Raw genomic sequence first — 22,378 nt, 5'->3', positions numbered from 1 at the left:
GCGGCGTCAGGCGCCCGTGACGGTCGTGGTGAGGCGCGACAGCGGCTCGGACAGCGCGTCGACCGCGGCGGCGAGGGCCTTGACCTGGTCCTCGGTGAGGTCGTCGTACGACGTGAAGCCGGTCTCGACGCTGCCCTGGGCGGTCAGCAGGGCCTGGAGCTCGGCGAACCGCTCGTCGAGCGCGCCGGCCAGGTCGGCGTCCCGTTCCTGCACGACGTCGGACAGCACCTCGTACGCGACGCGCGCGCCGTCGACGTTCGCCTGGAAGTCCCACAGGTCGGTGTGCGACCAGATCTCCTCCTCGCCGGTGACCTTGCCGGTCGCGACCTCGTCGAGCAGCTCCTTCGCGCCGTTGGCGATCTGGAACGCCTCGAACGTGAACGCCGGGTCGGTGACCTGCTCCTGGAGCCGCGCGGTGTTCGCGACGAGGTCGTCGGCCGCCGCCCGGCGCTGCTCGGGCGTGAGCGGCGTGTAGGCGACGCCGCCGTTGGCCTCGGGCGCGGGCTGCCACAGGTCCTTCTCGACGAGGTGCCAGCCGGTCCACGTCGCGCCGTCCTCGAGGTCGGCCTCGCGCAGGTCGAGCAGCGGGTCGAGGTCGCCGAACGACTCGGCGACGGGCTCGACGCGCTCCCAGTGCACGCGCGTCGCGGCGTACAGGTCGCGCGCGGTCGCGTCGTCGCCCGCCGCGTACGCGTCCGCGAACTCCTGCGTGCCGGCGACGAGCGCGCCGACCTGGTCCTTGACGTAGGCGACGTACGACGCCTCCGCCGCGGCGAGCTGCTCGGCGGTGTCCCCGGTCGGACCGGCGTCGGCGCCGGAGTCGGTGACGGTGAACTCGGCGCGGATCCCGTCGCCGACCATCCCCGGCTTGCACGCGGTCCAGTACGTGCCCGGGCGGGCCTGCACGACGAGGTCGCGGCTGAGACCCGGGCCGATGTTCTCGACCTCGGACACGACGCGCAGGCCGTCCTCGCCGAGCAGGTAGAACTCCGTGACGTCCTGGCCGTCGTTCGTGACGGTGAACGTCAGCGTCCCGGACGGCGCCTCGGTCGTCGACACGTCGCACGCGTCGGCGGTCGACGAGACGGTGATCGCGCCGGCGGCGGGGGCGTCGTCGGCCGGGGCGTCGTTCGGGACGCACGCGGCGGCGAGCGGCAGCACGAGCGCCGCGGCGAGGGTGAGCGCGGCGGTGGGCCGGTGGGACATCGGGCTCCTCGAGCAGGTGGGGTCCGCGGGGGCGGACCGGGAGAGGGCGGTGCGCGGGGGCGTCAGCCCGCCGCGGGCGACGCGACGGCTGCGGGCGTGGGCGAGGCGGGAGCGGACGGGGCCGGTCGGGACGGGCCGCCCCACGTCGTGCGGACGAAGAACCACATCGTCGGGACGACGAACGCGACCCACGCGACGGCCTCGACCTTGGTGGTCGCGGGGGAGAAGTTGAGGACGCCCTTGAGGAGCGTGCCGTACCAGCTCGTCGGCGGGATCGTCGCGGAGACGTCGAACGCGAGGTCGTGCAGGCCGGGCAGGATGCCGGCCTCCTGCAGGTCGTGGACCCCGTACGACAGGACGCCGGCGGCGACGAGGACGAGGAACGCGCCCGTCCACGCGAAGAAGCGGCGCAGGTCGACGCGGACGGCGCCGCGGTACAGCAGCCAGCCGATCAGCGCGGCGCTCGCGAGACCGAGCGCCGCCCCGAGCAGGGGCGTGACGTCGCCGTCGGCGCCGCTCGTGGCCTGGGCGCCGGCCCAGAGGAACAGCGCGGTCTCGAGCCCTTCGCGGCCGACGGCGAGCAGGGCCATGACGACGACCGCGCGCTTCCCGGCGGCGACGGCGTCGTCGAGCTTGTGCTGCAGGTCGGCCTTGAGGTGCCGCGCGGTGCGCGCCATCCAGAAGATCATCCAGGTGATGAGCCCGACGGCGACGATCGACAGCGTGCCGCCGATCGCCTCCTGCGCCTCGAACGACAGCCCCGACGGGCCGAACGTGAGCAGCGCGCCGAACCCGAGCGACACGGCGGCGGCCACCCCGACCCCGGTCCACAGCGCGGGCAGCAGGTGCCGCCGGTCGGTGCGGACGAGGTACGCGACGAGGATGCTGACGACGAGGGCGGCCTCGAGGCCCTCGCGCAGGCCGATCAGAAAGTTCGCGACCATGACGCTTCCCGGGAGGGGGACAGTGAGGCGAGGCTTACCTCACCGGGGCGCGACGATACTCCCGTCCGAATCGCCCGCGCGACGTCTGTCCGCGACGCGTGCTGTGACGCCGCTCACGCGGTCGGGGCGTGGCCCGTCCCCGGGGTGGCCGCCGCATCGGGTGCCTCCAGCCGTCGTCGCAGGTCCGGCCACGCGTCGCCGAACGCGGCGAGCAGCGGGAGCCCGGCGACCTCGTCCATGGGCACCCAGCGGACCTCGACGCTCTCGGCGTCCGTGGCCGCCGGCTCGACTGGACCTGCCGCGTCGGCGAGCACGGTCGTGTAGGACCAGTCCGGGTGGCGGAGGACCGACGTGCCCGTCACACGCACGTGCGCCGGGTCGATGCCCGCCTCCTCGGCGGCCTCACGCAGCGCGCCGGTTACGGCGTCCTCGTCGGGTGCGAGCGCACCGCCCGGCAGACCCCAGGTGCCGCCCTGGTCGCTCCACGGGGCGCGGTGCTGCAGCACGACGGCGTCGGGCGCACCGGACGGGTCGCGCCGCACGAGCAGCAGGCCCGCGGCGCCGAGCCTGCCCCAGTGGCTGCGGCCGCACGCGCACGCGACCCAGCCGTCCCCGGCCGTGCGGTGGTGCCGGGCGTCCGCGGGGATCCCGGCCGGTGGACTCCCGTCCGGCGCGGACGCGGGGGACGGCAGGCCCGGGGCGTCGCCGGTCGCCTCCTCGGACGCGCGCGAGTCCGACGCCCCCACCGGTCCCGCGTCCGCCACGCGTCAGCCGACGATCTCGCAGATGGCCGTCCCCGCGCTCACGCTCGAGCCGACGCCGGCGGACAGTCCGGTCACCGTGCCCGCGCGGTGCGCGACGAGCGGCTGCTCCATCTTCATCGCCTCCAGGACGACGACGAGGTCGCCCTCGGCGACCGTCGCGCCCTCGGCGACCGCGACCTTGACGATGGTGCCCTGCATGGGCGACGCGAGCGTCGTGCCGTTGCCGCCGGCCTTCGCGGCGGCGCGTCGCACGGGCCGACGAGGACCCGACGGGCCTGCGGCCCCGTTCCGCCCGCCGGGTCGGGCGGCACCCGGCCCACGACCGAGCGCCAGCGCGGCGGGCAGGACGACCTCGAGCCGCTTGCCCCCGACCTCGACGACGACGCGCTCCAGCGCGGGCGCCTCCTCGTCCTCCTCGGCGGGGGCGGCCGGTGCGGCGCCGAGCGTCGTCAGGCGGTCGGCGAACTCGGTCTCGATCCAGCGCGTGTGCACCGTGAACGGCTCGGCCGGGTCCGCGGGGGCGAACTCCGGGGCGTCGAGCACGGCGCGGTGGAAGGGGACGACCGTCGGGATGCCGACGACGTCGAGCTCGGCCAGCGCGCGGCGTGCGCGCTCGATCGCCTGCGGGCGGTCGGCACCGGTGACGACGAGCTTCGCGATCATCGAGTCGTACAGGCCCGAGACGCTGTCGCCCTCGACCACGCCCGAGTCGACGCGCACGCCCGGGCCGGCGGGGAAGCGGAGCGTCGAGATGCGGCCGGGGGCGGGCAGGAAGCCACGCGCGGGGTCCTCGCCGTTGATGCGGAACTCGATCGAGTGGCCGCGCGTCTCGACGTGGTCGTAGCCGAGCGGCTCGCCCTGCGCGATCCGCAGCTGCTCGCGCACGAGGTCGATGCCGCTGATCTCCTCGGTGACCGGGTGCTCGACCTGCAGGCGTGTGTTGACCTCGAGGAACGACACCGTGCCGTCGGCGCCGACCAGGAACTCGCACGTGCCGGCGCCGACGTAGCCGGCCTCGCGCAGGATCGCCTGGCTGGACTCGACGAGCTGCGCGCGCTGCGCGTCGGTGAGGAACGGCGCGGGGGCCTCCTCGACGAGCTTCTGGTGGCGGCGCTGCAGCGAGCAGTCGCGCGTCGACACCACGACGACGGTGCCGTGCTGGTCGGCGAGGCACTGCGTCTCGACGTGCCGCGGCTTGTCCAGGTACCGCTCGACGAAGCACTCGCCCCGCCCGAACGCGGCGACGGCCTCGCGGACCGCCGACTCGTACAGCTCGTCGATCTCGTCCGCGGACCGCACGACCTTGAGGCCGCGGCCCCCGCCGCCGAACGCCGCCTTGATCGCGACGGGCAGGCCGTGCTCGGCGACGAACGCGTGGATCTCGTCGACGCCCGACACCGGGTCGGGCGTGCCGGCGACGAGCGGCGCACCGGCGCGCTGCGCGATGTGGCGCGCGCTGACCTTGTCGCCGAGCGCGTCGATCGCGGCCGGCGGGGGACCGATCCACGTGAGACCGGCGTCGATGACGGCCTGTGCGAACTCGGCGTTCTCGGAGAGGAACCCGTAGCCGGGGTGCACGGCGTCGGCGCCGGACCGGCGCGCGACGTCGAGCAGCTTGTCGACGACGAGGTACGTCTCGGCGGCACGGGCGCCGTTCAGCGCGAACGCCTCGTCGGCGACGCGGACGTGCAGGGCCTCACGGTCGGGGTCGGAGTAGACGGCGACGGAGCCGATCCGGGCGTCACGGCAGGCGCGGGCGATGCGGACGGCGATCTCACCGCGGTTGGCGATGAGGACCTTGGAGATCACGGGCACGGTCCACCGTAACGTGCGGGACCGGGCGGCCCACGGCTCCGTCGGGGTCGGTCGTCCAAGATTGGGGAACCGCCCAACCGGGTGGGGAGCGCTTTTGTAGGGATTCGACGAGGACGGGCGCCCGTCGTCCTCCGTGCCCGGTGTGCGTTGTCCGGTGGGCACAACCCGAGCGCCCCGCGCGGGAGGTCGGTCAGGCCGTCCGCCACAGGCTCGGGACGGTCACGCCGATCTCCCCGAGCAGCCCGCGCAGCAGCGGCAGCGACACCCCGACGACGCCGTGGTGGTCGCCCTCGATGCGGTCGACGAACGGCCCGCCCAGGCCGTCGACCGTGAACGCCCCGGCGACGGCCAGGGGCTCGCCCGTCGCGACGTACGCGGCGACCTCGTCGTCGGACAGGTCCGCGAAGTGCACGACCGTCGACGACGTCGCGCCGAGCGTGCCGCGCGTGCCCTCGCCGCCCTCGTCGGGCGTCGCGCGCTCGTCGACCAGCCAGTGCCCGGTGTGCAGCACACCGGTCCGGCCGCGCATCGCGCGCCACCGGCGGACGGCGTCGTCGGCGTCGTCCGGCTTGCCCAGCACCTCGCCGTCGATCTCGAGCATCGAGTCGCAGCCGAGCAGCACCAGGTCGTCGGCGTCCGCGAGCTCGGCGGGCGTCCCCGCGGCGACCGCGCGGGCGACGTCCTCGACCTTCGCCTGCGCCAGCACGAGCACGGCGTCGGCCGGGTCGAGCGTCCCGAACCGCTCCGCGGCGGCGGCCAGCACCGCGGGCTCGTCGACGGTCGACACCACGACCAGCGGGTCGATCCCCGCGGACTGCAGCGTGGCGCGGCGGGCGGGCGAGGCGGAGGCGAGCAGCAGGCGGGTCACGTCGCGCGAGCCTAGTTCGTCGGGCCGCGCCGGGCCCGCGGGCGCCGAGCCGTCGTGGGCCGCGGACGACCCCGTGCAGGTCGGGACCGAGGTCGGGCCGATCGCACAGGTCCGACGGGCACAATGGGGCCGAGCTGGTGCGGCGGAGCGCTTGCACCGACACCCGAGGAGGCCCGGTGAACGACGCGACCAGCGCGGCCGCACCCGACGCGGCGGTGGACGAGCACGACGAGGACTGGGCCGACGAGCTCGTCGACGACGACCCGGACCTGCTGGAGCCCGCCCCGGCGGCGTGGCGGCGGCGCACCGCGATCGAGATGGCCGTGTCCGGTGCGATCGGCCTCTACACGTCGTTCGTGCTGTCGATCGAGGCCGTCGTCCTCGCGGGCGACGCGGACGCCAAGCTGGGCTGCAGCATCAACAGCGTCATCAACTGCGCGACGGTCGCGAAGAGCTGGCAGGCGTCGCTGTTCGGCTTCCCGAACGCGTTCCTCGGCATCGCGGCCGAGGCCGTCGTGCTCACGATGGCCGTCGCGATGATCGGCGGGGTGCTCTTCCCGCGCTGGTTCATGCTCGCCGCGGAGGTCGTCTACACCGCGGGCCTGGTGTTCGCGTGGTGGCTGTTCTACGAGGCGTACACCGACATCAAGGCGCTGTGCCCGTGGTGCCTGCTCATCACCGTGACGACCACGCTGGTGTGGGCGGGCCTGACGCGCATCAACATCAGGGACGGCCACCTGCGGCTGCCGGGGAGGTTCGGCCCCGGCGCCCGCCGGTTCGTCGCGGCCGGCAACGACTGGTTCGTGACGATCGCCGTGCTCGTCGTGCTCGCCGCGCTCGTCTTCTTCGGCTACGGCTGGTCGCTGTTCTGACGGGCCGCTCCCGCACCTGACGCGCCGAGGGGCGGCACCGGGAGGTGCCGCCCCTCGCGTCGTGCGCGGACCGCTCAGGACGTCGCGAACACCCGCTTGAGCACGTCGAGCGGGAGGGCGCCCTGCTCGAGGGCCGTCGCGTGGAACGTGCGCAGGTCGAACGCGTCGCCGCGCGTGCGCGCCGCGCCGGCCGCCTCGTCGCGGGTCTGCTCCCACAGGCGCTGGCCGATCTTGTAGGACGGCGCCTGGCCCGGCCAGCCGAGGTAGCGGGTCCACTCGAACCGCACGAACGACTCGGGCATGTTGACGTTGGCGCGCAGGAAGTCCCAGCCCTTGTCGGCGTCCCACGTGCCGCCGCCCCACTGCGCGGGCGCGGGCAGGCCGAGGTGCACGCCGATGTCGAACACGACGCGTGCGGCGCGCAGGCGCTGGCTGTCGAGCATGCCCAGCCGGTCGCCCGGGTCGTCGAGGAAGCCCAGGTCGGCCATGAGGCGCTCGGCGTACAGCGCCCAGCCCTCGCCGAAGCCCGACGTCCAGCACGCGAGGCGGCGCCACCGGTTGAGCGTGTCGCGCGCGTGCACGGCCTGGCCGATCTGCAGGTGGTGGCCGGGGACGCCCTCGTGGTAGACGGTCGTCTTCTCGCGCCACGTGCTGAACGTCGTCACGTCGGCGGGCACCGACCACCACATGCGGCCGGGGCGTGTGAAGTCGTCGCTCGGGCCCGTGTAGTAGATGCCGCCGGTCTGCGTGGGGGCGATCCGGCACTCCAGGGTCCGGAGCGCCTCCGGGATCGCGAAGTGCACGCCGTCGAGCGCGTCGATCGCGGCGTCCGACGTCTCCTGCATCCACGCGCGCAGCGCCTCGGTGCCGTGCAGCTGCCGTGCGGGGTCGGCGTCGAGCGCGGCGACGGCCTGCTCGACGGTCGCGCCCGGCCCGGCGATCTGCGCGGCGACCTCCTCCTGCTCCGCGACGACCCGCGCGAGCTCCTCGAGACCCCACGCGTAGGTCTCGTCGAGGTCGACGGTCGCGCCGAGGAACGCGCGGGAGAACAGCGCGTACCGGTCGCGGCCGACCGCGTCCTGCTGCGGGGCCTGCGGGGCGAGCTCGTCGCGCAGGAACGTCGCGAGCGTGCCGTACGCCTCCCGGGCCGCGACCGCGCCGCGCTCGAGCTCGCCGCGGACCAGCGCGCACGCGGCCGACTCGTCGAGGGCCGCGTCGACGTCCGCGCCCGTCACGAACGCCGTGAAGAACGACGACGCCGGGTCGGCGAGCTCGGCCGCCTGCCGGGCGGCCTCCTCGACCTGGCGGACCGCCGCGACGTCACCGCGCGACGCGGCGAGGCGCAGCGACTCGACGTACCCGTCGACCGCACCCGGGAGGGCGTTGAGGCGGGCGGCGACGTTCTCCCAGTCCTCGATCGAGCCGGTCGCCATGATGTCGAAGACGTCCCGCAGCTCCTGCACGGGCGACGCGATGTTGTTGAGGTCGCGCAGCGGCTCGCCCGCGTCGTGCAGCTCGAGCTCGAGGCCGAGCCGCTCGCGCATCGCGGCGAGCGTCAGCTCGTCGACCGCGTCGACGGGTGCGAGGCCGTCGAGGGCCGTGAGCGTCGAGCGCGTCTGGTCCGCGCGGGCGTCGTGGCCCGCGGGCGAGAAGTCGGTCATCTCGTGCTCGTGACCGGGCAGGCCGATCGCCGTCGCGGCGATCGGGTGCAGGGCGGCGGAGGCCGCGACGTGGGCCTCGGCGACCGCGTCGATCGGGGTGGGCTGGCGGGCACCGCTGGGGGTGGGCGTCGTCGTCACCCGGACGACCCTACTCGTCGGTACGGGGGCCGGGCCGTCAGCCGCGCAGGCTCCAGCGCCACGCGTCGGGGCCCGGCCGGGGCGTCGTCGCACCGCGCAGCACGCGTCGCCGGTCGGACCACGCGGACGTCGCCGCGGCGTGGTCGTCCGCGCCGTGCGCGTCCTGCGACGAGGCCGCGACGAGGCCCGCGACCAGCGCCGCGAGCTCGACCTCGTCGGGCGCGCCGCGCACGACGTGCACGTGCGCGCCCGGCTGTGCGTCGTTCACCCGTCGCCCTCCTCGTCCTCGTCGAACCCGACCGGCGCGCCGCGCGACGCGCCCCACTCCGTGACCTCGAAGCCCGCGTCGACGAGGCGCTGCGCGACGTCCGCGCCGCCCGCGTCGACCAGGTCCAGCACCGAGTCGAGCGACAGGTCGGACGTCGCGAGCGGCTGGCCGACCACGAACCCGAGGTGGAAGGTGTCGACGTCGGTGCGCTCGGGCGCCGCGTCCGCGTCGCCCTCGTCGTCGTCGGACCACGACATGCCCGTGAGGTCCGCGTGCAGGCCGAGGCGGCTGTGCAGCAGGTCGTACAGCTGTGCGTTGAGCCCGCCGATCTCCGACTCCAGCGACAGCACGCGCGGGTCCTCGTCCGCCTCGTGCGCACCGAACTCCGCGCGCACCCCGACCGCCGTCTCGACGTACGCGTGCAGCGCCGTCGTCAGCCGGTCGACGGCCGCGTGCAGCTCCAGGGCGTCGACGCCCGTCAGCGGCTCCAGGCCGTGGGTGTGCTCGTCGTGGTCGTGCTCGCTCACGCGTCCTCCGTGGTCACAGCGGGATGTTGCCGTGCTTCTTGGGCGGCAGGCTCGCGCGCTTGGTGCGCAGCAGCCGCAGCGCCCGGGTGATCTCCGACCGGGTCTGCGAGGGGGCGATGACGGCGTCCACGTAGCCGCGGTCCGCCGCGTCCCACGGGTTGACGATCGCCTCCTCGTACTCCGCCGTGAGGCGTCGCCGCTCGGCCTCGACGTCCCCACCGGCCTCCGCGACGGACTTGAGCGCGCCGCGCTGCAGGATGTTCACCGCACCGCCCGCGCCCATGACCGCGATCTGGGCGGTCGGCCAGGCCAGGTTGACGTCGGCACCGAGCTGCTTGGACCCCATGACGATGTACGCGCCACCGTACGCCTTGCGGGTGATGACCGTGACCAGCGGGACCGTCGCCTCCGCGTACGCGTAGATGAGCTTCGCGCCGCGCCGGATGATGCCGTTCCACTCCTGGTCCGTGCCCGGCAGGAAGCCCGGCACGTCGACGAACGTCAGCACCGGGATGTTGAACGCGTCGCACGTCCGCACGAACCGCGCGGCCTTCTCCGCGGCGTTGATGTCGAGCGTGCCCGCCATCGCCATCGGCTGGTTCGCGACGATCCCCACGGGCTGACCCTCGACGTGCCCGAACCCGACGAGCACGTTCTGCGCGTACAGCGGCTGGATCTCGAGCAGGACGCCGTCGTCGAGCACGTGCTCCACGACGGTGCGCATGTCGTACGGCTGCGTGTCCGAGTCGGGGACGATCGCGTCGAGCTCCTCGTCCTCCTCGGTCACCTCGAGCGGCGCCTCGTGCGCGAACGTCGGCGGGTCCGTGAGGTTGTTCTGCGGGAGGTACGACAGCAGCGAGCGCACGTAGTCGATCGCGTCGTCCTCGTCGGACGCCATGTAGTGCGCGACGCCCGAGCGCGTGCTGTGCGTCGTCGCGCCGCCGAGCTCCTCGAAGCCGACGTCCTCGCCCGTGACCGCGCGGATCACGTCCGGCCCGGTGATGAACATGTTCGACGTGCCGTCGGCCATGACGATGAAGTCCGTGAGCGCGGGGGAGTACACCGCGCCGCCCGCCGACGGGCCGAGGATGAGGCTGATCTGCGGGATCACGCCCGACGCGGCGACGTTGCGGCGGAAGATCTCCGCGAACTGCGTGAGGCCCGCGACGCCCTCCTGGATACGCGCGCCGCCGCCGTCGCTGATCCCGACGAGCGGCACGCCGGTGCGCAGCGCGAGGTCCATGACCTTGGTGATCTTCTGGCCGTGCACCTCGCCGAGGCTGCCGCCGAAGACCGTGAAGTCCTGCGAGTAGACGCACACCGGCCGGCCGTCGACCGTGCCGTGCCCGGTGACGACGCCGTCGCCCGGGATCCGCTTCTTGTCGAGCCCGAAGTTCGTCGAGCGGTGCCGCACGAGCGCGTCGAGCTCGGTGAACGAGCCCGGGTCAAGGAGCGCCTCGATGCGCTCGCGGGCCGTCTTCTTGCCGCGCGCGTGCTGCTTGTCGGCCGCGCCCTGCTCGGCGACCTCGGCCGCCCGGGTCCGCTCGGCGAGGTCGGCGAGGCGGGCCGCGGTGCCGCGCGGGGCGGTGCCGGGGGCGGGGACGCCTGTCTGGTCCGTCTGGGTCACCCGACCGAGGCTAGTTGTGGAACCCCACCAGGCACCTGCAGGGCGATGACCGTGTTCGGGGCGTCGGGTCGTCGGAACCCCACAACGCGGCGGCCCACGCGTTGGAGGGTCGCCGCCCCGGGAGACCTGACGGACGACGAGTGCGCGCGACATCATGGGCGGCATGACGACGCCCCCGTCCGACGGCGACCTCACCGAGGACCGCAGCCCGCTCGACCAGGACGCCCTGCGCTCGCTCCTGCTGGCGCCCGCCGGCCCGCTCGCGCGCGTCGACGTCGTCGCCCGCACGGGCTCGACCAACACCGACGTCGTCGCCGCGATCGCCGCCGACCCCGACGCGTGGCCGCACGGCAGCGTGCTCGTCGCCGACCACCAGGACGCCGGCCGCGGGCGCGCGGGGCGCGACTGGGAGACCGCCGCCGGGACCGCGCTGACCTGCTCGTTCGTCGCCCGCCCGACGGTCCCGACGCGCGCGTTCGGCTGGCTGCCGCTCCTCGCCGGGCTCGGCGCCGTGACCGCCGTGCGCGCGACCGCCGGGGTGCCGGCCGTGCTCAAGTGGCCGAACGACGTGCTCGTCCCGGCGGACACCGAGGTCGCCGGCTGGGGTGCGGCGCGCAAGGTCGGGGGCATCCTCACCGAGGTCGCGCCGACGCCCGCGGGGGTCACGCCGGCCGTCGTCATCGGCATCGGGATCAACGTGGGCCAGAGCGCCGCCGAGCTGCCCGTCGAGCACGCGACCTCGCTCGCGCTCGCGGGCGCGCACCACGTGACGCGCGACTCCCTGCTCGTCGCGCTCGTCACAGCCCTCGACGACGTCGCGACGCGCTGGCGCGACGCGGGCGGCGACGCGGTCGCGTCCGGGCTGGCCGACGAGATCACGGCCGTGTGCGCGACGATCGGCGCGCCCGTGCGGGTCGAGCTCCCCGGGGGCGACGAGCTGACCGGCGTCGCGGAGCGCCTCGACGACGACGGCGCGCTCGTCGTCGTCGACGCCGCGGGCCGCACGCACCACGTCCTCGCGGGTGACGTCCGTCACGTGCGGTCCGGGGTGTGAACTAGGCTCGGGCCCGTGCCCGACGACGGTTCCTCGCCCGCCACCGGTGCCGGGCGACCCGTCTCCGAGACGGCGGCCGCCGAGTCCACGGTCGGCGAGCTCGAGGCCCAGCTCCTCGGGGGCACGCGCCGGTACAGCGCGCACGACCTGGCGCGTCGCGCGCACATCGACGTCGACCTCGTCCGCGGCTTCTGGACGACCGTCGGCCTGCCGCACGCCGACCCCGAGGACCGCGTCTACACCGAGCGCGACGCCGAGGCGGTCGACCGGGCCGTCGCCCTGGTCCGCGAGCACGGGCTCGACATCCGCACCGTCCTGACCGTCACCCGCGCGCTCGGCCACACCGCCGACCGCCTCGCGCTGTGGCAGGTCGAGGCCCTCGTCGAGGACATGTCCACGCGGTACGAGCTCGACGACACGACCGCCCGGCTGCTCACGCTGGACCGGCTCGCCGACCTCGCGCCCCTGCTCGAGGCGCAGCTCGTGCACTCCTACCGGCGCCAGCTCGCGGCGATCGCCGGGCGGTACGCCGCCGAGTTCGGCGCGCAGCGCTCGCCGGGCGTCGACGCGTCCGCCCTGCCGCTCGCGCGGGCCGTCGGGTTCGCCGACATGGTGTCGTTCACCCGGCGGACCGCCGGGCTCGGGTCCACCGACCTGTCGCAGTTCGTGCAGCGGTTCGAGGCCGCCGCGCGCGACGTCGTCACCGGTGCCGGGGGACGCGTCGTCAAGACGATCGGCGACGCCGTCCTGTTCGTCGCGGACACGCCCGCCGCCGGTGCGCGCGTCGCGCTCGGGCTCGCCGAGGCGCTCGGCGGCGCGATCGACGTCGACCGCGAGCAGGCCGTCGGCGGGCTCGCGGAGGGCGCGCGGGGCGTGACGCCCGTGCGCGTCGGGTTCGTCTGGGGGCGCGTGCTGTCCCGGTTCGGCGACGTGTTCGGCCCCGACGTGAACCTCGCCGCGCGGCTCACCGACATCGCCGAGCCCAGCACCGTCCTCACCGACCCCGAGACCGCACAGGTCCTCGGCGGCGACCCGCGGTTCGCGCTCCACGAGCAGCCCGCCCTCGACCTCCAGGGCATCGGCTCGGTCACCCCCTACCGCCTCACGGCCGCCGCGTCCTGACGGCGGTCGCCGTCAGAGCAGGGTCTCGTCCGGGTCGACCGGTTCGAGGAGCTGGGGGCCGTTGTTCCGGACGGAGCTGACCAGCGTGGAGACGGGCGTCGCGATGATGCGGGGCGCCGGGGCCTCGAGCAGGCGGCGGGCGTCGTCGGCGCCGGCGGACGGGTCGAGCCAGGCGTCCCACGCGTCGCGGCGCAGCATGAGCGGCTGGCGGTCGTGGATGTGCGCAAGGTCGTCGGAGGCGGGCCGCGTGATGACGGTCGCGGAGACCAGCCAGCGGTCGGGGTCGTCGTCGGACCTTGTCGGGTCCTTCCAGAACTCGTACAGCCCGGCGAGCGCGACGAGGTCGTCGTCGGCGGGGTGCAGGTAGAACGGCTGCTTCTTCCTGGTCAGAGCACCCGGCTCGGGCTTCTTCCACTCGTAGTAGCCGTCGGCGGGGAGCAGCGCGCGCCGGGCCGCGAACGGGCGCGCGAACGCGGACTTCTCGGCGACGGACTCGACACGCGCGTTGATCATCCGGGCGCCGACGGACGGGTCCTTCGCCCACGCCGGCACGAGGCCCCAGCGGGCGACGCGGAGCTGGCGGGTGACCTCGCCCGTCTCCTTGTCGGCGCGCTCGACGACCATGCGCACGCCGTCGGTCGGGGCGACGTTCCACGACGGCGGGAGCAGGCGGACGTCGTCGGCGACGGTCGCGATGGCGAACTCGTCGGCCAGGGCCTGGTCCTCGCGGAAGGAGGCGTAGCGACCGCACATGCGGGCCAGCCTGCCAGGTCGCACCCACACGCGCGGCCTCGTCGACGCGGTCCGCGGGCGGTCCGCGGGCGGGCCGGGGGAAGCGCCGGGCGACGTGACGCGCGACATGTCGAATCGATTCGCGTCGGCGTGGATCGGGTGCGACGATGGAACGCGATGACCGCGCGCCCCGCCCCCAGCACCCCCGCGGCGCCGCCCACCCCTCGGACCGCCGCCCACGTCACCGCCCCCACCGCGTCCGCCCCGGCGGACGCCACCGCCCCGACCCCGCCGTCGGGCGCCGTCGACACCGCCCCGACCCCGCCGTCGGGCGCCGTCGACACCGCCGCACCCGCCCACCGGCCGAACGCGAAGTACGTCCTGCTGCTCGGCCTCATGTGCGCGCTGCCGGCGATCTCGACCGACATCTACCTGCCGTCGCTGCCGGACGTCGCGCGGGACCTGAACACGTCCGCGACCGCCGCGCAGCTCACGATGACCGCGATGCTGATCGGCGGTGCCGTCGGCCAGCTCGTCATCGGCCCGCTGTCCGACCGGTTCGGTCGCCGCAAGCCCGTCATGGTCGGCGTCGCGCTGCACGTCGTGACGTCGCTGCTCTGCGCCGTCGCACCCGCGATCATCCCGCTCATCGCGCTCCGGTCGATGCAGGGCTTCTTCAACGCGTCCGCGACCGTCGTCGCGATGGCCGTCATCCGCGACCGGTTCGTCGGCTCGGACGCGTCCCGGCTGATCTCCCGGCTCATGCTCGTCATCGGCGTCGCGCCGCTGTTCGCACCGTCCATCGGCGGTGTCATCGCCGGTCAGGCGGGCTGGCGCGCGGTGTTCGTCGCGCTCGCGGTCTTCGGCGTCGTGCTGTGGCTGATCGTCTGGCGTCGCCTCCCCGAGACGCTGCCGCCCGACCGTCGCCGCGACGGCGGCCTGCGCACCGCCCTGGCGGGGTACCGCGGGCTGCTGCGCGACCGGCACTTCGTCGCGCTCGCCGTGATGCCGGGACTCGGCGTCGCGGTGCTCATGAGCTACGTCGTCGCGTCGCCGTTCGTGCTGCGCGAGGGCTTCGGGCTGTCCGAGCACCAGTTCTCGCTGCTGTTCGCGATCAACGGCATCGGGCTCGTCGCGGGTGCGCAGGTGAACGCGGCACTGGTGCGCCGGGTCGCGCCGATCCGGATCGTGCGCGTCGTGCTGCCGCTGTCGCTCGCGCTCACGACCGTGCTGCTCGTGCTCGCCGTCACCGGCCTGGGCGGGCTGTGGGGCCTGCTCGTCGTCCAGTGGCTCGTGCTCGCGCTGGTCAACTTCGTGCCGCCCAACGCCTCCGCGCTCGCGCTCAGCCGCCACGGCGAGATCGCGGGGACGGCGGCGGCGTTCATCGGGGCCTCCCAGGCCGGCGTCTCCGGCGTCGTCAGCCCGCTGTCCGGCCTGCTCGGCGGCGATGCGGTCGCGATGGCCGTCGTCATGGTCGGCGCGTCGGTCGCCGCGCTGCTCGTGCTCGCGCTCGCGACGCCCGCCTACCGCCGCGGCGGTGCCTGGACCGGCTGATCCGTCACCCGTGCGGGTGACAGCCGTACGGAACGTCCGCGCAGGTCAGCGGGGCAGCGGTACCGTCACGCGACCCGACGACCCGGAGGCCCCCCGTGATCACCCGCAAGGCGCTCGTCGCTGCCGCCCCCGCGCACCTGCTCGAGCCGGGCGAGGAGATCCTCGGCGTCAGCCACATCCAGCCGAAGGGTGCGGGCGGGCGCAACGCCGCCACGTCCGTCGGCGCGTCCGCGGTGCTGGGCGCGGCGTCGCTCGCGCTCAGCGGCGGGATGCTCGGGGTCGGTGCCGTCGTCTCGACCGAGCCGATCTGGTGCCTGCGGACCGACCGCCGGTTCGTCCTCGTGCGCCGCGCCGGGTTCGGCCCGGTGACCGACCGGCTCCTCGGCGACCTCCCGCACGACGCGGTCGAGCTGCGCATCCGGCACCGGGTCCTCTACACCGCGACCTTCGTCGACCGGGCCACCGGGGACGTGCTGCTGCGCGCCAACATGGGCCTCAACGCCAAGGGCGCGCGGGCGCTCACGTCGACGCCTGCGGCTCCCGGGCTCGCGCCGGCCTGATGCCGCGCGCGGGTCAGCCGCGCAGCCGCGACAGGCGCGTGACCGCTTCGTCGAGCACCTCGTCGCGCTTGACGAACGTGAACCGCACCCACGAGCGCAGCGCCCGGTCGACGTCCGACCCCGCGTGCGTGAACGCGGTGACGGGCACCCCCACGACGCCCGCGAGGCCGGGCAGGGCGCGGCACAGCGCGGCGCCGTCGTCGAACCCGAGCGGCGCGGCGTCGGCGAGGACGAAGTAGGTGCCCTGCGGGCGCACGACGGTGAACCCGGCGGCCTCCAGGCCGGCGCAGAGCCGGTCCCGCCGGGAGGCGAGCGAGGCGGCCAGGTCGCGCACCCATGTGCCGACGTCGGGGTCGCGCAGCGCGAACGCGACGGCGGGCTGGAACGGTGCACCCGACACGTACGTGAGGAACTGCTTGACGGTCCGCACCGCGGTCACCAGGTGCTCCGGGCCGGTGACCCAGCCGATCTTCCAGCCGGTGAACGAGAACGTCTTGCCGGCGGACGACACCGTGAGCGTGCGCTCCGCCATGCCGGGCAGCGTCGCGACCGGCACGTGCCGCACGCCGGGGTCGAGGACGAGGTGCTCGTAGACCTCGTCGGTGACGACGAGCGCGTCGTGCGCGGTCGCGAGCCGGGCGACGGCGGCGAGCTCGTCGGGCGTGAGGACGGTGCCCGTCGGGTTGTGCGGGGTGTTGAGCAGCACGAGCCGGGTCCGGTCGGTGAACGCCGCGGCGAGCGCGTCGAGGTCGACGCGGAACCCCTCGGGCGTCGCGCGCAGGGGAGCGGTGGTGTGCGTGGCACCGGACAGCGCGACGACCGCGGCGTACGCGTCGTAGAACGGCTCGAGGGTCAGCACCTCGTCGCCGGGCCCGGCGAGCGCGAGCACCGCCGCGGCGAGCGCCTCGGTCGCGCCGGTCGTGACGAGCACCTCGCGGTCGGGGTGCCAGTCGAGCCCGTAGCGCGCCTCCTGGTGCTCGGCGACCGCGTGCCGCAGCGCGGGGATCCCGGGACCGGGCGGGTACTGGTTGTGCCCGTCGGCGACGGCCTGCGCGGCGGCCCGGGCGACCGAGGCCGGGCCGTCGACGTCGGGGAAGCCCTGGCCGAGGTTCACCGAGCCCGTCGACTCGGCGAGCGCCGACATCTCGGCGAAGATCGTCGCCCGCACGTGACCGTCGTCGGCGAGCAGCCCCGACGCGCGCGCGACGTCACGCCACCGACCGTGCTCGACGCCGTGCTGTGCGTCCTTCGGCTCGCCCATCCGGCGAGGATAGGTCCGGCGGGCGCGTGGCGAGGAGCCACCCGCGTCCCGTGACCCGTGTCGTGAGGACGGCGCCGGTCAGAGACCGACCGCGCCGACCAGCCCGACGACGAGCAGGACCGCGAGCGACACCCATGCGCACACCACCCACCACTCCACGTGGTGCTGGCGTCCCACCCGGGACGACTGCCTGTCGCTCATACCTCCACCATCGGCAGGTGTGGCGCACGTCTCAACGTGCCGCGCGGGCGAACCGCGAAATCACCCGAGCGGCCGTGCAGGACGAGCGGCGTTCACGACACGGGCCGGGTCAGCTGCCCGTGGCCGCGCGGAGGTCGTCGCCCAGGGAGCCGAGCTCGGCCGCGAGGGAGTCGAGGGCGTCGGCGGCCTCCCCGCCGGCCTCCGCCCTGGCGGCCTCGAGGTCGGCGCGCGCGTCGGCGACCTGCTGCTCCGCGTCGGCGACGCGCTGCTGGGCCTCGGCAGACGCGTCCTGCTGGGCCGCCTCGAGCGCGGCCTGCGCCTCGGTCACGGCGGCCTCGGCCTCGTCGACCGCGGACTGCGCCTGGGTGCGTGCCTGCTCGTCGAGGCCCTCGAGCTTCGCGCGCGTCTCGTCGACCTGGGCGCGGGCCTCGTCGGCGCGGGCGCGCGCGTCGTCGACCGCGGCCCTGAGGTCCCCGACGGCGCTCTCGGCGGCGGACCGGGCGTCCTTCGCGGACTGCGCGGCCTGGTCGATGTCGGCGTCGGAGCATCCGGCCAGACCGAGCGCGAGCCCGGCGGCGAGGGCGGGCGCGGCGGCACGGACGAGCAGCGTGCGGGCGTGCGGGCGTGCGGTCACGAGGTCCTCCTGATGGACGTCGGCGGGGGCGGGTCCGGCGGATCGGTGCCACAGTCTGCCCGCGTCGGCGCCGCACGGCACCCGGAACGAGCGCGTCCCGGCGCGCGTGCGGACGCCGACGCCCCGCCCGGCCAGGGGGCCGGACGGGGCGTCGGGGCGAGCAGGGCGGCGGTCCGCGTCCCAGGGGAGGAGAGCTGGACGGACCGCCGCGCCGGAGGTCAGGCCTCCTGCTGCTCGGTGCGACCGGACCGCACGTCCTCCAGCGACGTGCCGTAGTAGGCCGCGGTCATGAGGTCCTTCATGTCGTCGATCATCGGCATCCGCGGGTTCGCCGGGGCGCACTGGTCCTCGTAGGCGCCCATGGCGACCTCGTCGAGGCGCGACATGAACTCCTGCTCGGCGACGCCCTGCGCCTGGAAGGACGACGGGATGCCGACCTTGGAGCGCAGCGCCTCGACGGCCAGCGCGTACGACTCGACGCCCTCGGCCGGCGTGGCGGCCGGCAGGCCGAGCATCTGCGCGATCTGCTGGAACCGCTCCGGGGCGACGTAGTGCTCGTACTTCGGCCAGCTCGTGAGCTTGGTCGGGACGGTGCCGTTGTAGCGGATGACGTGCGGCAGGAGCGTCGCGTTCGTGCGGCCGTGCACCAGGTGGTACGTCGAGCCGACCACGTGCGCCATGGCGTGCACGATCCCCAGGAACGCGTTGCCGAAGCTCATGCCGGCGATGGTGCCCGCGTTGTGCATCTTCTCCCGCGCGTCCCGGGTGGCCGGGTCGTTCGGGTCGCCGTTCACGGAGACCGCGAGGTTGTCGAAGATGAGGCGGATCGCCTGCAGCGCCATGCCGTCGGTGAAGTCGTTCGCGTAGACGGACACGAACGCCTCGGTCGCGTGCGTCAGGGCGTCGAAGCCGGAGTCCGCCGCGAGCGACGGGGGCATCTTGGACGTGAGCACCGGGTCGATGATCGCGACCGTCGGCGTCAGCGCGTAGTCGGCGAGCGGGTACTTCTTGCCCGCGTCGGGGTCGGAGATCACCGCGAACGGCGTGACCTCGGCGCCCGTGCCCGACGTGGTCGGGATGCAGACGAGCTGCGCGAGCTCGCCCAGCGTCGGGAACTTGAACGCGCGCTTGCGGACGTCGAAGAACTTCTGCTTGAGGTCGGAGAAGTTGATCTCCGGGTGCTCGTACAGCAGCCACATGACCTTCGCGGCGTCCATCGGCGAGCCGCCGCCGAGCGCGATGATCGTGTCCGGGCGGAAGTGGCGCATCTGCGCGGCGCCGTTCTGCACGGTGCGGACCGACGGCTCGGGCTCGACCTGGTCGATGATCTGCAGCGCGACCTTGCCGGGGCGGCGGTTGAGGACGTCGATGATCTTGTCGACGAAGCCCAGCGTCGTCATGGTCGCGTCGGTGACGATCGTGACGCGCTCGACGCCCGCCATGTCCTGCAGGTAGCGGATCGCGTTCGGCTCGAAGTACGTCTTCGCGGGGACCTTGAACCACTGCAGGTTGTTGTTGCGCCGGCCGACGCGCTTGACGTTGATGAGGTTCACCGCCGAGACGTTGTTCGAGACCGAGTTGTGGCCGTAGGAGCCGCAGCCCAGCGTGAGCGAGGGGATGAACGCGTTGTAGATGTCGCCGATGCCGCCGAGCGACGAGGGCGCGTTCGCGATGACGCGGACGGCCTTGACGCGGCTGCCGAACACCTCGGTGAGCGCGTCGTCGCGGGTGTGGATCGCGGCGGAGTGGCCGAGGCCGTCGAACTCGACCATCTGCTCGGCGAGCGAGATGCCCTGCTCGGTCGTCGAGGCGCGCAGCACGGCGAGGACCGGCGCGAGCTTCTCGCGGGTCAGCGGCTCGTGCGGGCCGACACCGGTGACCTCGGCCAGGATGATCGAGGTGTCGGCGGGGACGCTGAAGCCGGCCTGCTCGGCGATCCACTGCGGGGTCTTGCCGACGACCGTCGGGTTGAGCTTCGCGTCCGCGCAGTTCGTGCCCTGCGCGTCGACGCCGAAGATGAACTGCTCGAGCTGGGCCTTCTCCGCGGGCGTCGCGAGGTAGGCGTGCAGGACCTTGAACTCCGCCATGGCGGCGTCGTAGATCTCGTCGTCGAGGATGACGGCCTGCTCGGACGCGCAGATCATGCCGTTGTCGAACGCCTTGGAGAGCACCACGTCGTTCACGGCGCGCTTCAGCTTGGCGGTCTTCTCGATGTAGGCGGGGACGTTGCCCGCACCGACGCCGAGGGCCGGCTTGCCGCACGAGTACGCGGCACGGACCATCGCGTTGCCGCCGGTCGCCAGGATCAGCGACACGCCCGGGTGGTTCATGAGCGTGTTCGTCGCCGCGATCGACGGCGTCTCGACCCACTGGATGCAGTGCTCGGGCGCACCCGCGGCGACCGCCGCGTCGCGCACGATCCGCGCCGCCTCGACCGAGGAGCGCTGCGCGTTCGGGTGGAACGCGAAGATGATCGGGTTGCGCGTCTTGAGCGAGATGAGCGACTTGAAGATCGCCGTCGACGTCGGGTTGGTCACCGGCGTGACGCCGCAGATGACGCCGACCGGCTCCGCGATCTCGGTGATGCCGCGCAGCTCGTCGCGGGCGATGACGCCGACCGTCTTGAGGTCCGCCATCGAGTTGGTGACGTGCTCGCACGCGAAGATGTTCTTGACGGCCTTGTCCTCGAACACGCCGCGTCCGGTCTCCTCGACCGCAAGCTTCGCGAGCTGGCCGTGCTGGTCGAGCGCCGCGACGGACCCCTTCTTGACGAAGCGGTCCACGTCCTCCTGCGTGAAGTGCGCGTACTCGGCGAGCGCCTTCGTCGCGTTGGCGACGAGCGCGTCGATCGCGGTCGCGACCTGGTCCTCGGAGAGCGCAGGTGCTGCGGGGGCGGCCGCGGCGGGCGCGGTCGCGACGGCCTTCTTGGCCTTGGTCGTGCGGGTCGTGCTGGACTCGGTGACAGTCACCGTGTGCTCCCCTGGTCAGTGCGCGGGAGGTGTCTCCCGGCGGTTGCTGGAGTCGTCGCCGTTGACGTCTTCGACGCTAGGGGGGCCAGTCATCGGATGACTGAGCCGAAGGTCCTGAGGCGCTCCCGCGACCCTGTCGCGAGCGAAACCGCAGGTGGCAGACCTGGGACCTGGGTCCCGGGAGACGGGTCGGCCGGCCGGGTGACCTGGTTCAGAGCAGGCCGGCGAGGCCCAGCACGAGCCCGAGGGCGGCGCACACCGCGAGCGTGCGCAGCACCGACCAGCGCAGCCCGAACACCAGCACGCCGCCGACGACGGCGATCGCGAGCGACCAGGGCTGCAGCGTGCCGAGGTCGGGGACGTCGAGCCGGAGCGGTCCCCACGTGACCGGCGTCGACCCCGCGAACAGCGTGTGCGTCGTGAAGTACAGGGCGAGGTTCGCGATGACGCCCACGACGGCCGCGGTGACCGCGGTGAGCGCCGCGCTGAGCGCGCGGTTGGCGCGCAGACGCTCGACGTAGGGCGCGCCCAGGAAGATGAAGAGGAACGACGGCACGAACGTCACCCACGTCGTCAGCAGCGCGCCGACGACGGCCGCGGCCCACGGGTCCAGGCCGCCCGGGTCGCGGTAGGCCGCGAGGAACGCGACGAACTGCACGACCATGATGAGCGGCCCGGGCGTCGTCTCGGCGAGCGCGAGCCCGCGCGTCATCTCGCCCGGCGTCACCCAGCCGTACGTCTCGACGGCCCGCTGCGCGACGTACGCGAGCACCGCGTACGCGCCGCCGAACGTGACGACCGCGGTGCCCGAGAAGAACGTGCCGAGGTGGGTGAGCGTGCTGTCGGGGCCGGTGAGGGCGAGCACGGCCAGCACCGGCAGGGCCCACACGAGGAGGCCGAGCCCGAGCACGCGGGTCGTGCGGCGTCCCGACGGGCGCTCCACGTGCAGCGCGTCGTCGGGGATGAGCGGGGTGCGGGCGTCGTCGCCGCCGTCTCCCGCGCCGGGCGCCGGGTCCACCTGCTGCGGCGCGACGCGGTGCAGCAGCCAGCCCGCCAGGCCCGCGCTGAGCACGACGACCGGGAACGGCACGCCGAACAGCGCGAGCGCGACGAACGACGCGACGGCGAGCGCGACCAGCGCCGGACCGGTGAGGGCGCGACGGCCGACGCGCACCACGGCCTGCGCGACGATCGCGAGCACCGCGGGCGCCAGCCCGGCGAACACGGCGCTCACGACGGTCGTGTCGCCGAACGCGACGTAGATCGCGGCGAGGGCGAGGAGCGCGAGCATCCCGGGGAGCACGAAGAGCCCTCCCGCGACGACCCCGCCGCGCGTCCCGTTGAGCAGCCACCCCGTGTAGACGGCGAGCTGCTGCGCCTCCGGGCCGGGCAGGAGCATGCAGTAGTTGAGCGCGTGCAGGAACCGGCGCTGCCCGATCCAGCCCTTCTCGTCGACGAGGGTCCGCTGCATGACCGCGATCTGGCCCGCGGGGCCGCCGAAGGTCTGCCAGGAGATCGCGAACCAGGCGCGGACGGCGGTCCGGAACGGGATCACGTCGCGGGCCGGCGTGACCGGCGTCGGGGCGGTGGCGTCGTCCACG

At 74.3% G+C, this 22,378-nt stretch carries 20 protein-coding genes; 5 read left to right on the top strand and 15 right to left on the bottom strand.

The features are described from left to right. Nucleotides 1-6: 6 nt before the first annotated feature. From efeO to OOT42_RS15195, 5 genes are all read right to left on the bottom strand, one after another. Nucleotides 7-1,206 (bottom strand): iron uptake system protein EfeO, encoded by a 1,200-nt coding sequence (gene efeO / locus OOT42_RS15215; protein WP_273652018.1) that lies wholly within the window; start codon nt 1,204-1,206, stop codon nt 7-9. 62 nt (nt 1,207-1,268) lie between these two features. Next, on the bottom strand, nt 1,269-2,150 hold the full coding sequence (gene efeU, locus OOT42_RS15210; RefSeq protein WP_273652017.1) for an iron uptake transporter permease EfeU: 882 nt from the start codon (nt 2,148-2,150) through the stop codon (nt 1,269-1,271). A 113-nt stretch (nt 2,151-2,263) separates the two neighbouring features. Next, entirely contained in the window at nt 2,264-2,914 is a 651-nt protein-coding gene (locus OOT42_RS15205; RefSeq protein WP_337251876.1) for an NUDIX hydrolase, read from the bottom strand. A gap of 3 nt (nt 2,915-2,917) precedes the next feature. Next, nucleotides 2,918-4,729, bottom strand: coding sequence for an acetyl/propionyl/methylcrotonyl-CoA carboxylase subunit alpha (locus OOT42_RS15200; RefSeq protein ID WP_273652016.1), 1,812 nt, complete (start codon nt 4,727-4,729; stop codon nt 2,918-2,920). A 190-nt stretch (nt 4,730-4,919) separates the two neighbouring features. Next, a complete protein-coding gene (locus OOT42_RS15195; protein ID WP_273652015.1) occupies nt 4,920-5,597 on the bottom strand; it encodes a Maf family protein in 678 nt (225 codons plus the stop codon). A gap of 215 nt (nt 5,598-5,812) precedes the next feature. On the opposite strand from OOT42_RS15195, the gene OOT42_RS15190 reads away from it, so the two are divergent. Continuing rightward, complete coding sequence (locus OOT42_RS15190) at nt 5,813-6,469, top strand: vitamin K epoxide reductase family protein (protein WP_423776018.1); 657 nt, start codon at nt 5,813-5,815, stop codon at nt 6,467-6,469. A 74-nt stretch (nt 6,470-6,543) separates the two neighbouring features. On the opposite strand, the gene OOT42_RS15185 is transcribed toward OOT42_RS15190, so the two are convergent. From OOT42_RS15185 to OOT42_RS15170, 4 genes are read right to left on the bottom strand one after another with little or no spacing between them, the layout of a single operon-like run. After that, nucleotides 6,544-8,268 carry a DUF885 domain-containing protein gene (locus OOT42_RS15185; protein WP_273652013.1) on the bottom strand — a complete coding sequence of 575 codons (1,725 nt, stop codon included), beginning with the start codon at nt 8,266-8,268 and terminating at the stop codon, nt 6,544-6,546. 37 nt (nt 8,269-8,305) lie between these two features. Further along, the gene (locus OOT42_RS15180; protein ID WP_273652012.1) at nt 8,306-8,536 is read right to left on the bottom strand and encodes an acyl-CoA carboxylase epsilon subunit; all 231 of its coding nucleotides are present in this window, start codon (nt 8,534-8,536) and stop codon (nt 8,306-8,308) included. Then, complete coding sequence (locus tag OOT42_RS15175) at nt 8,533-9,063, bottom strand: hypothetical protein (protein ID WP_273652011.1); 531 nt, start codon at nt 9,061-9,063, stop codon at nt 8,533-8,535. The genes OOT42_RS15180 and OOT42_RS15175 overlap by 4 nt, the downstream gene beginning before the upstream one ends. Before the next feature lie 13 nt (nt 9,064-9,076). Then, on the bottom strand, nt 9,077-10,690 hold the full coding sequence (locus OOT42_RS15170) for an acyl-CoA carboxylase subunit beta (protein WP_273652010.1): 1,614 nt from the start codon (nt 10,688-10,690) through the stop codon (nt 9,077-9,079). Between the two features lie 163 nt (nt 10,691-10,853). Between OOT42_RS15170 and OOT42_RS15165 the strand changes: the two genes are divergently transcribed. Then, nucleotides 10,854-11,744 carry a biotin--[acetyl-CoA-carboxylase] ligase gene (locus OOT42_RS15165; RefSeq protein ID WP_273652009.1) on the top strand — a complete coding sequence of 297 codons (891 nt, stop codon included), beginning with the start codon at nt 10,854-10,856 and terminating at the stop codon, nt 11,742-11,744. 15 nt (nt 11,745-11,759) lie between these two features. After that, entirely contained in the window at nt 11,760-12,866 is a 1,107-nt protein-coding gene (locus OOT42_RS15160) for an adenylate/guanylate cyclase domain-containing protein (RefSeq protein WP_273652008.1), read from the top strand. Nucleotides 12,867-12,878: 12 nt separating this feature from the next. On the opposite strand, the gene OOT42_RS15155 is transcribed toward OOT42_RS15160, so the two are convergent. Next, nucleotides 12,879-13,619, bottom strand: coding sequence for an SOS response-associated peptidase (locus tag OOT42_RS15155; protein ID WP_273652007.1), 741 nt, complete (start codon nt 13,617-13,619; stop codon nt 12,879-12,881). Between the two features lie 156 nt (nt 13,620-13,775). Between OOT42_RS15155 and OOT42_RS15150 the strand changes: the two genes are divergently transcribed. Together OOT42_RS15150 and OOT42_RS15145 are read left to right on the top strand one after the other, a co-directional pair. Further along, on the top strand, nt 13,776-15,152 hold the full coding sequence (locus tag OOT42_RS15150; RefSeq protein WP_273652006.1) for a multidrug effflux MFS transporter: 1,377 nt from the start codon (nt 13,776-13,778) through the stop codon (nt 15,150-15,152). Nucleotides 15,153-15,247: 95 nt separating this feature from the next. Then, a complete protein-coding gene (locus tag OOT42_RS15145) occupies nt 15,248-15,712 on the top strand; it encodes a hypothetical protein (RefSeq protein ID WP_273652005.1) in 465 nt (154 codons plus the stop codon). A 13-nt stretch (nt 15,713-15,725) separates the two neighbouring features. On the opposite strand, the gene OOT42_RS15140 is transcribed toward OOT42_RS15145, so the two are convergent. The 5 genes from OOT42_RS15140 to chrA form a co-directional block, all read right to left on the bottom strand. Then, nucleotides 15,726-16,973 carry a pyridoxal phosphate-dependent aminotransferase gene (locus OOT42_RS15140; protein WP_273652004.1) on the bottom strand — a complete coding sequence of 416 codons (1,248 nt, stop codon included), beginning with the start codon at nt 16,971-16,973 and terminating at the stop codon, nt 15,726-15,728. A gap of 78 nt (nt 16,974-17,051) precedes the next feature. Beyond that, on the bottom strand, nt 17,052-17,174 hold the full coding sequence (locus tag OOT42_RS15135) for a molybdopterin oxidoreductase (protein ID WP_273652003.1): 123 nt from the start codon (nt 17,172-17,174) through the stop codon (nt 17,052-17,054). Between the two features lie 109 nt (nt 17,175-17,283). Beyond that, nucleotides 17,284-17,808 carry a hypothetical protein gene (locus tag OOT42_RS15130; protein WP_273652002.1) on the bottom strand — a complete coding sequence of 175 codons (525 nt, stop codon included), beginning with the start codon at nt 17,806-17,808 and terminating at the stop codon, nt 17,284-17,286. A 218-nt stretch (nt 17,809-18,026) separates the two neighbouring features. Beyond that, nucleotides 18,027-20,777 carry a bifunctional acetaldehyde-CoA/alcohol dehydrogenase gene (adhE, locus tag OOT42_RS15125; RefSeq protein WP_273652001.1) on the bottom strand — a complete coding sequence of 917 codons (2,751 nt, stop codon included), beginning with the start codon at nt 20,775-20,777 and terminating at the stop codon, nt 18,027-18,029. A 211-nt stretch (nt 20,778-20,988) separates the two neighbouring features. Then, nucleotides 20,989-22,377 carry a chromate efflux transporter gene (gene chrA, locus OOT42_RS15120; protein WP_273652000.1) on the bottom strand — a complete coding sequence of 463 codons (1,389 nt, stop codon included), beginning with the start codon at nt 22,375-22,377 and terminating at the stop codon, nt 20,989-20,991. Nucleotide 22,378: the final 1 nt, after the last annotated feature.

The sequence above is a fragment of the Cellulomonas fimi genome, from assembly GCF_028583725.1.
GTDB lineage: Bacteria > Actinomycetota > Actinomycetes > Actinomycetales > Cellulomonadaceae > Cellulomonas > Cellulomonas fimi_B.
This window is presented reverse-complemented; position numbering and strand designations above follow the sequence as displayed.

Excerpts from the sequence above, each read along its gene's own strand:
- OOT42_RS15150 (WP_273652006.1), top strand. The coding sequence starts at position 13,776 with ATGACCGCGCGCCCCGCCCCCAGCACCCCCGCGGCGCCGCCCACCCCT.
- efeO (WP_273652018.1), bottom strand. The coding sequence starts at position 1,206 with ATGTCCCACCGGCCCACCGCCGCGCTCACCCTCGCCGCGGCGCTCGTG.
- efeU (WP_273652017.1), bottom strand. The coding sequence starts at position 2,150 with ATGGTCGCGAACTTTCTGATCGGCCTGCGCGAGGGCCTCGAGGCCGCC.
- OOT42_RS15155 (WP_273652007.1), bottom strand. The coding sequence starts at position 13,619 with ATGTGCGGTCGCTACGCCTCCTTCCGCGAGGACCAGGCCCTGGCCGAC.
- OOT42_RS15165 (WP_273652009.1), top strand. The coding sequence starts at position 10,854 with ATGACGACGCCCCCGTCCGACGGCGACCTCACCGAGGACCGCAGCCCG.
- OOT42_RS15140 (WP_273652004.1), bottom strand. The coding sequence starts at position 16,973 with ATGGGCGAGCCGAAGGACGCACAGCACGGCGTCGAGCACGGTCGGTGG.
- OOT42_RS15135 (WP_273652003.1), bottom strand. The coding sequence starts at position 17,174 with ATGAGCGACAGGCAGTCGTCCCGGGTGGGACGCCAGCACCACGTGGAG.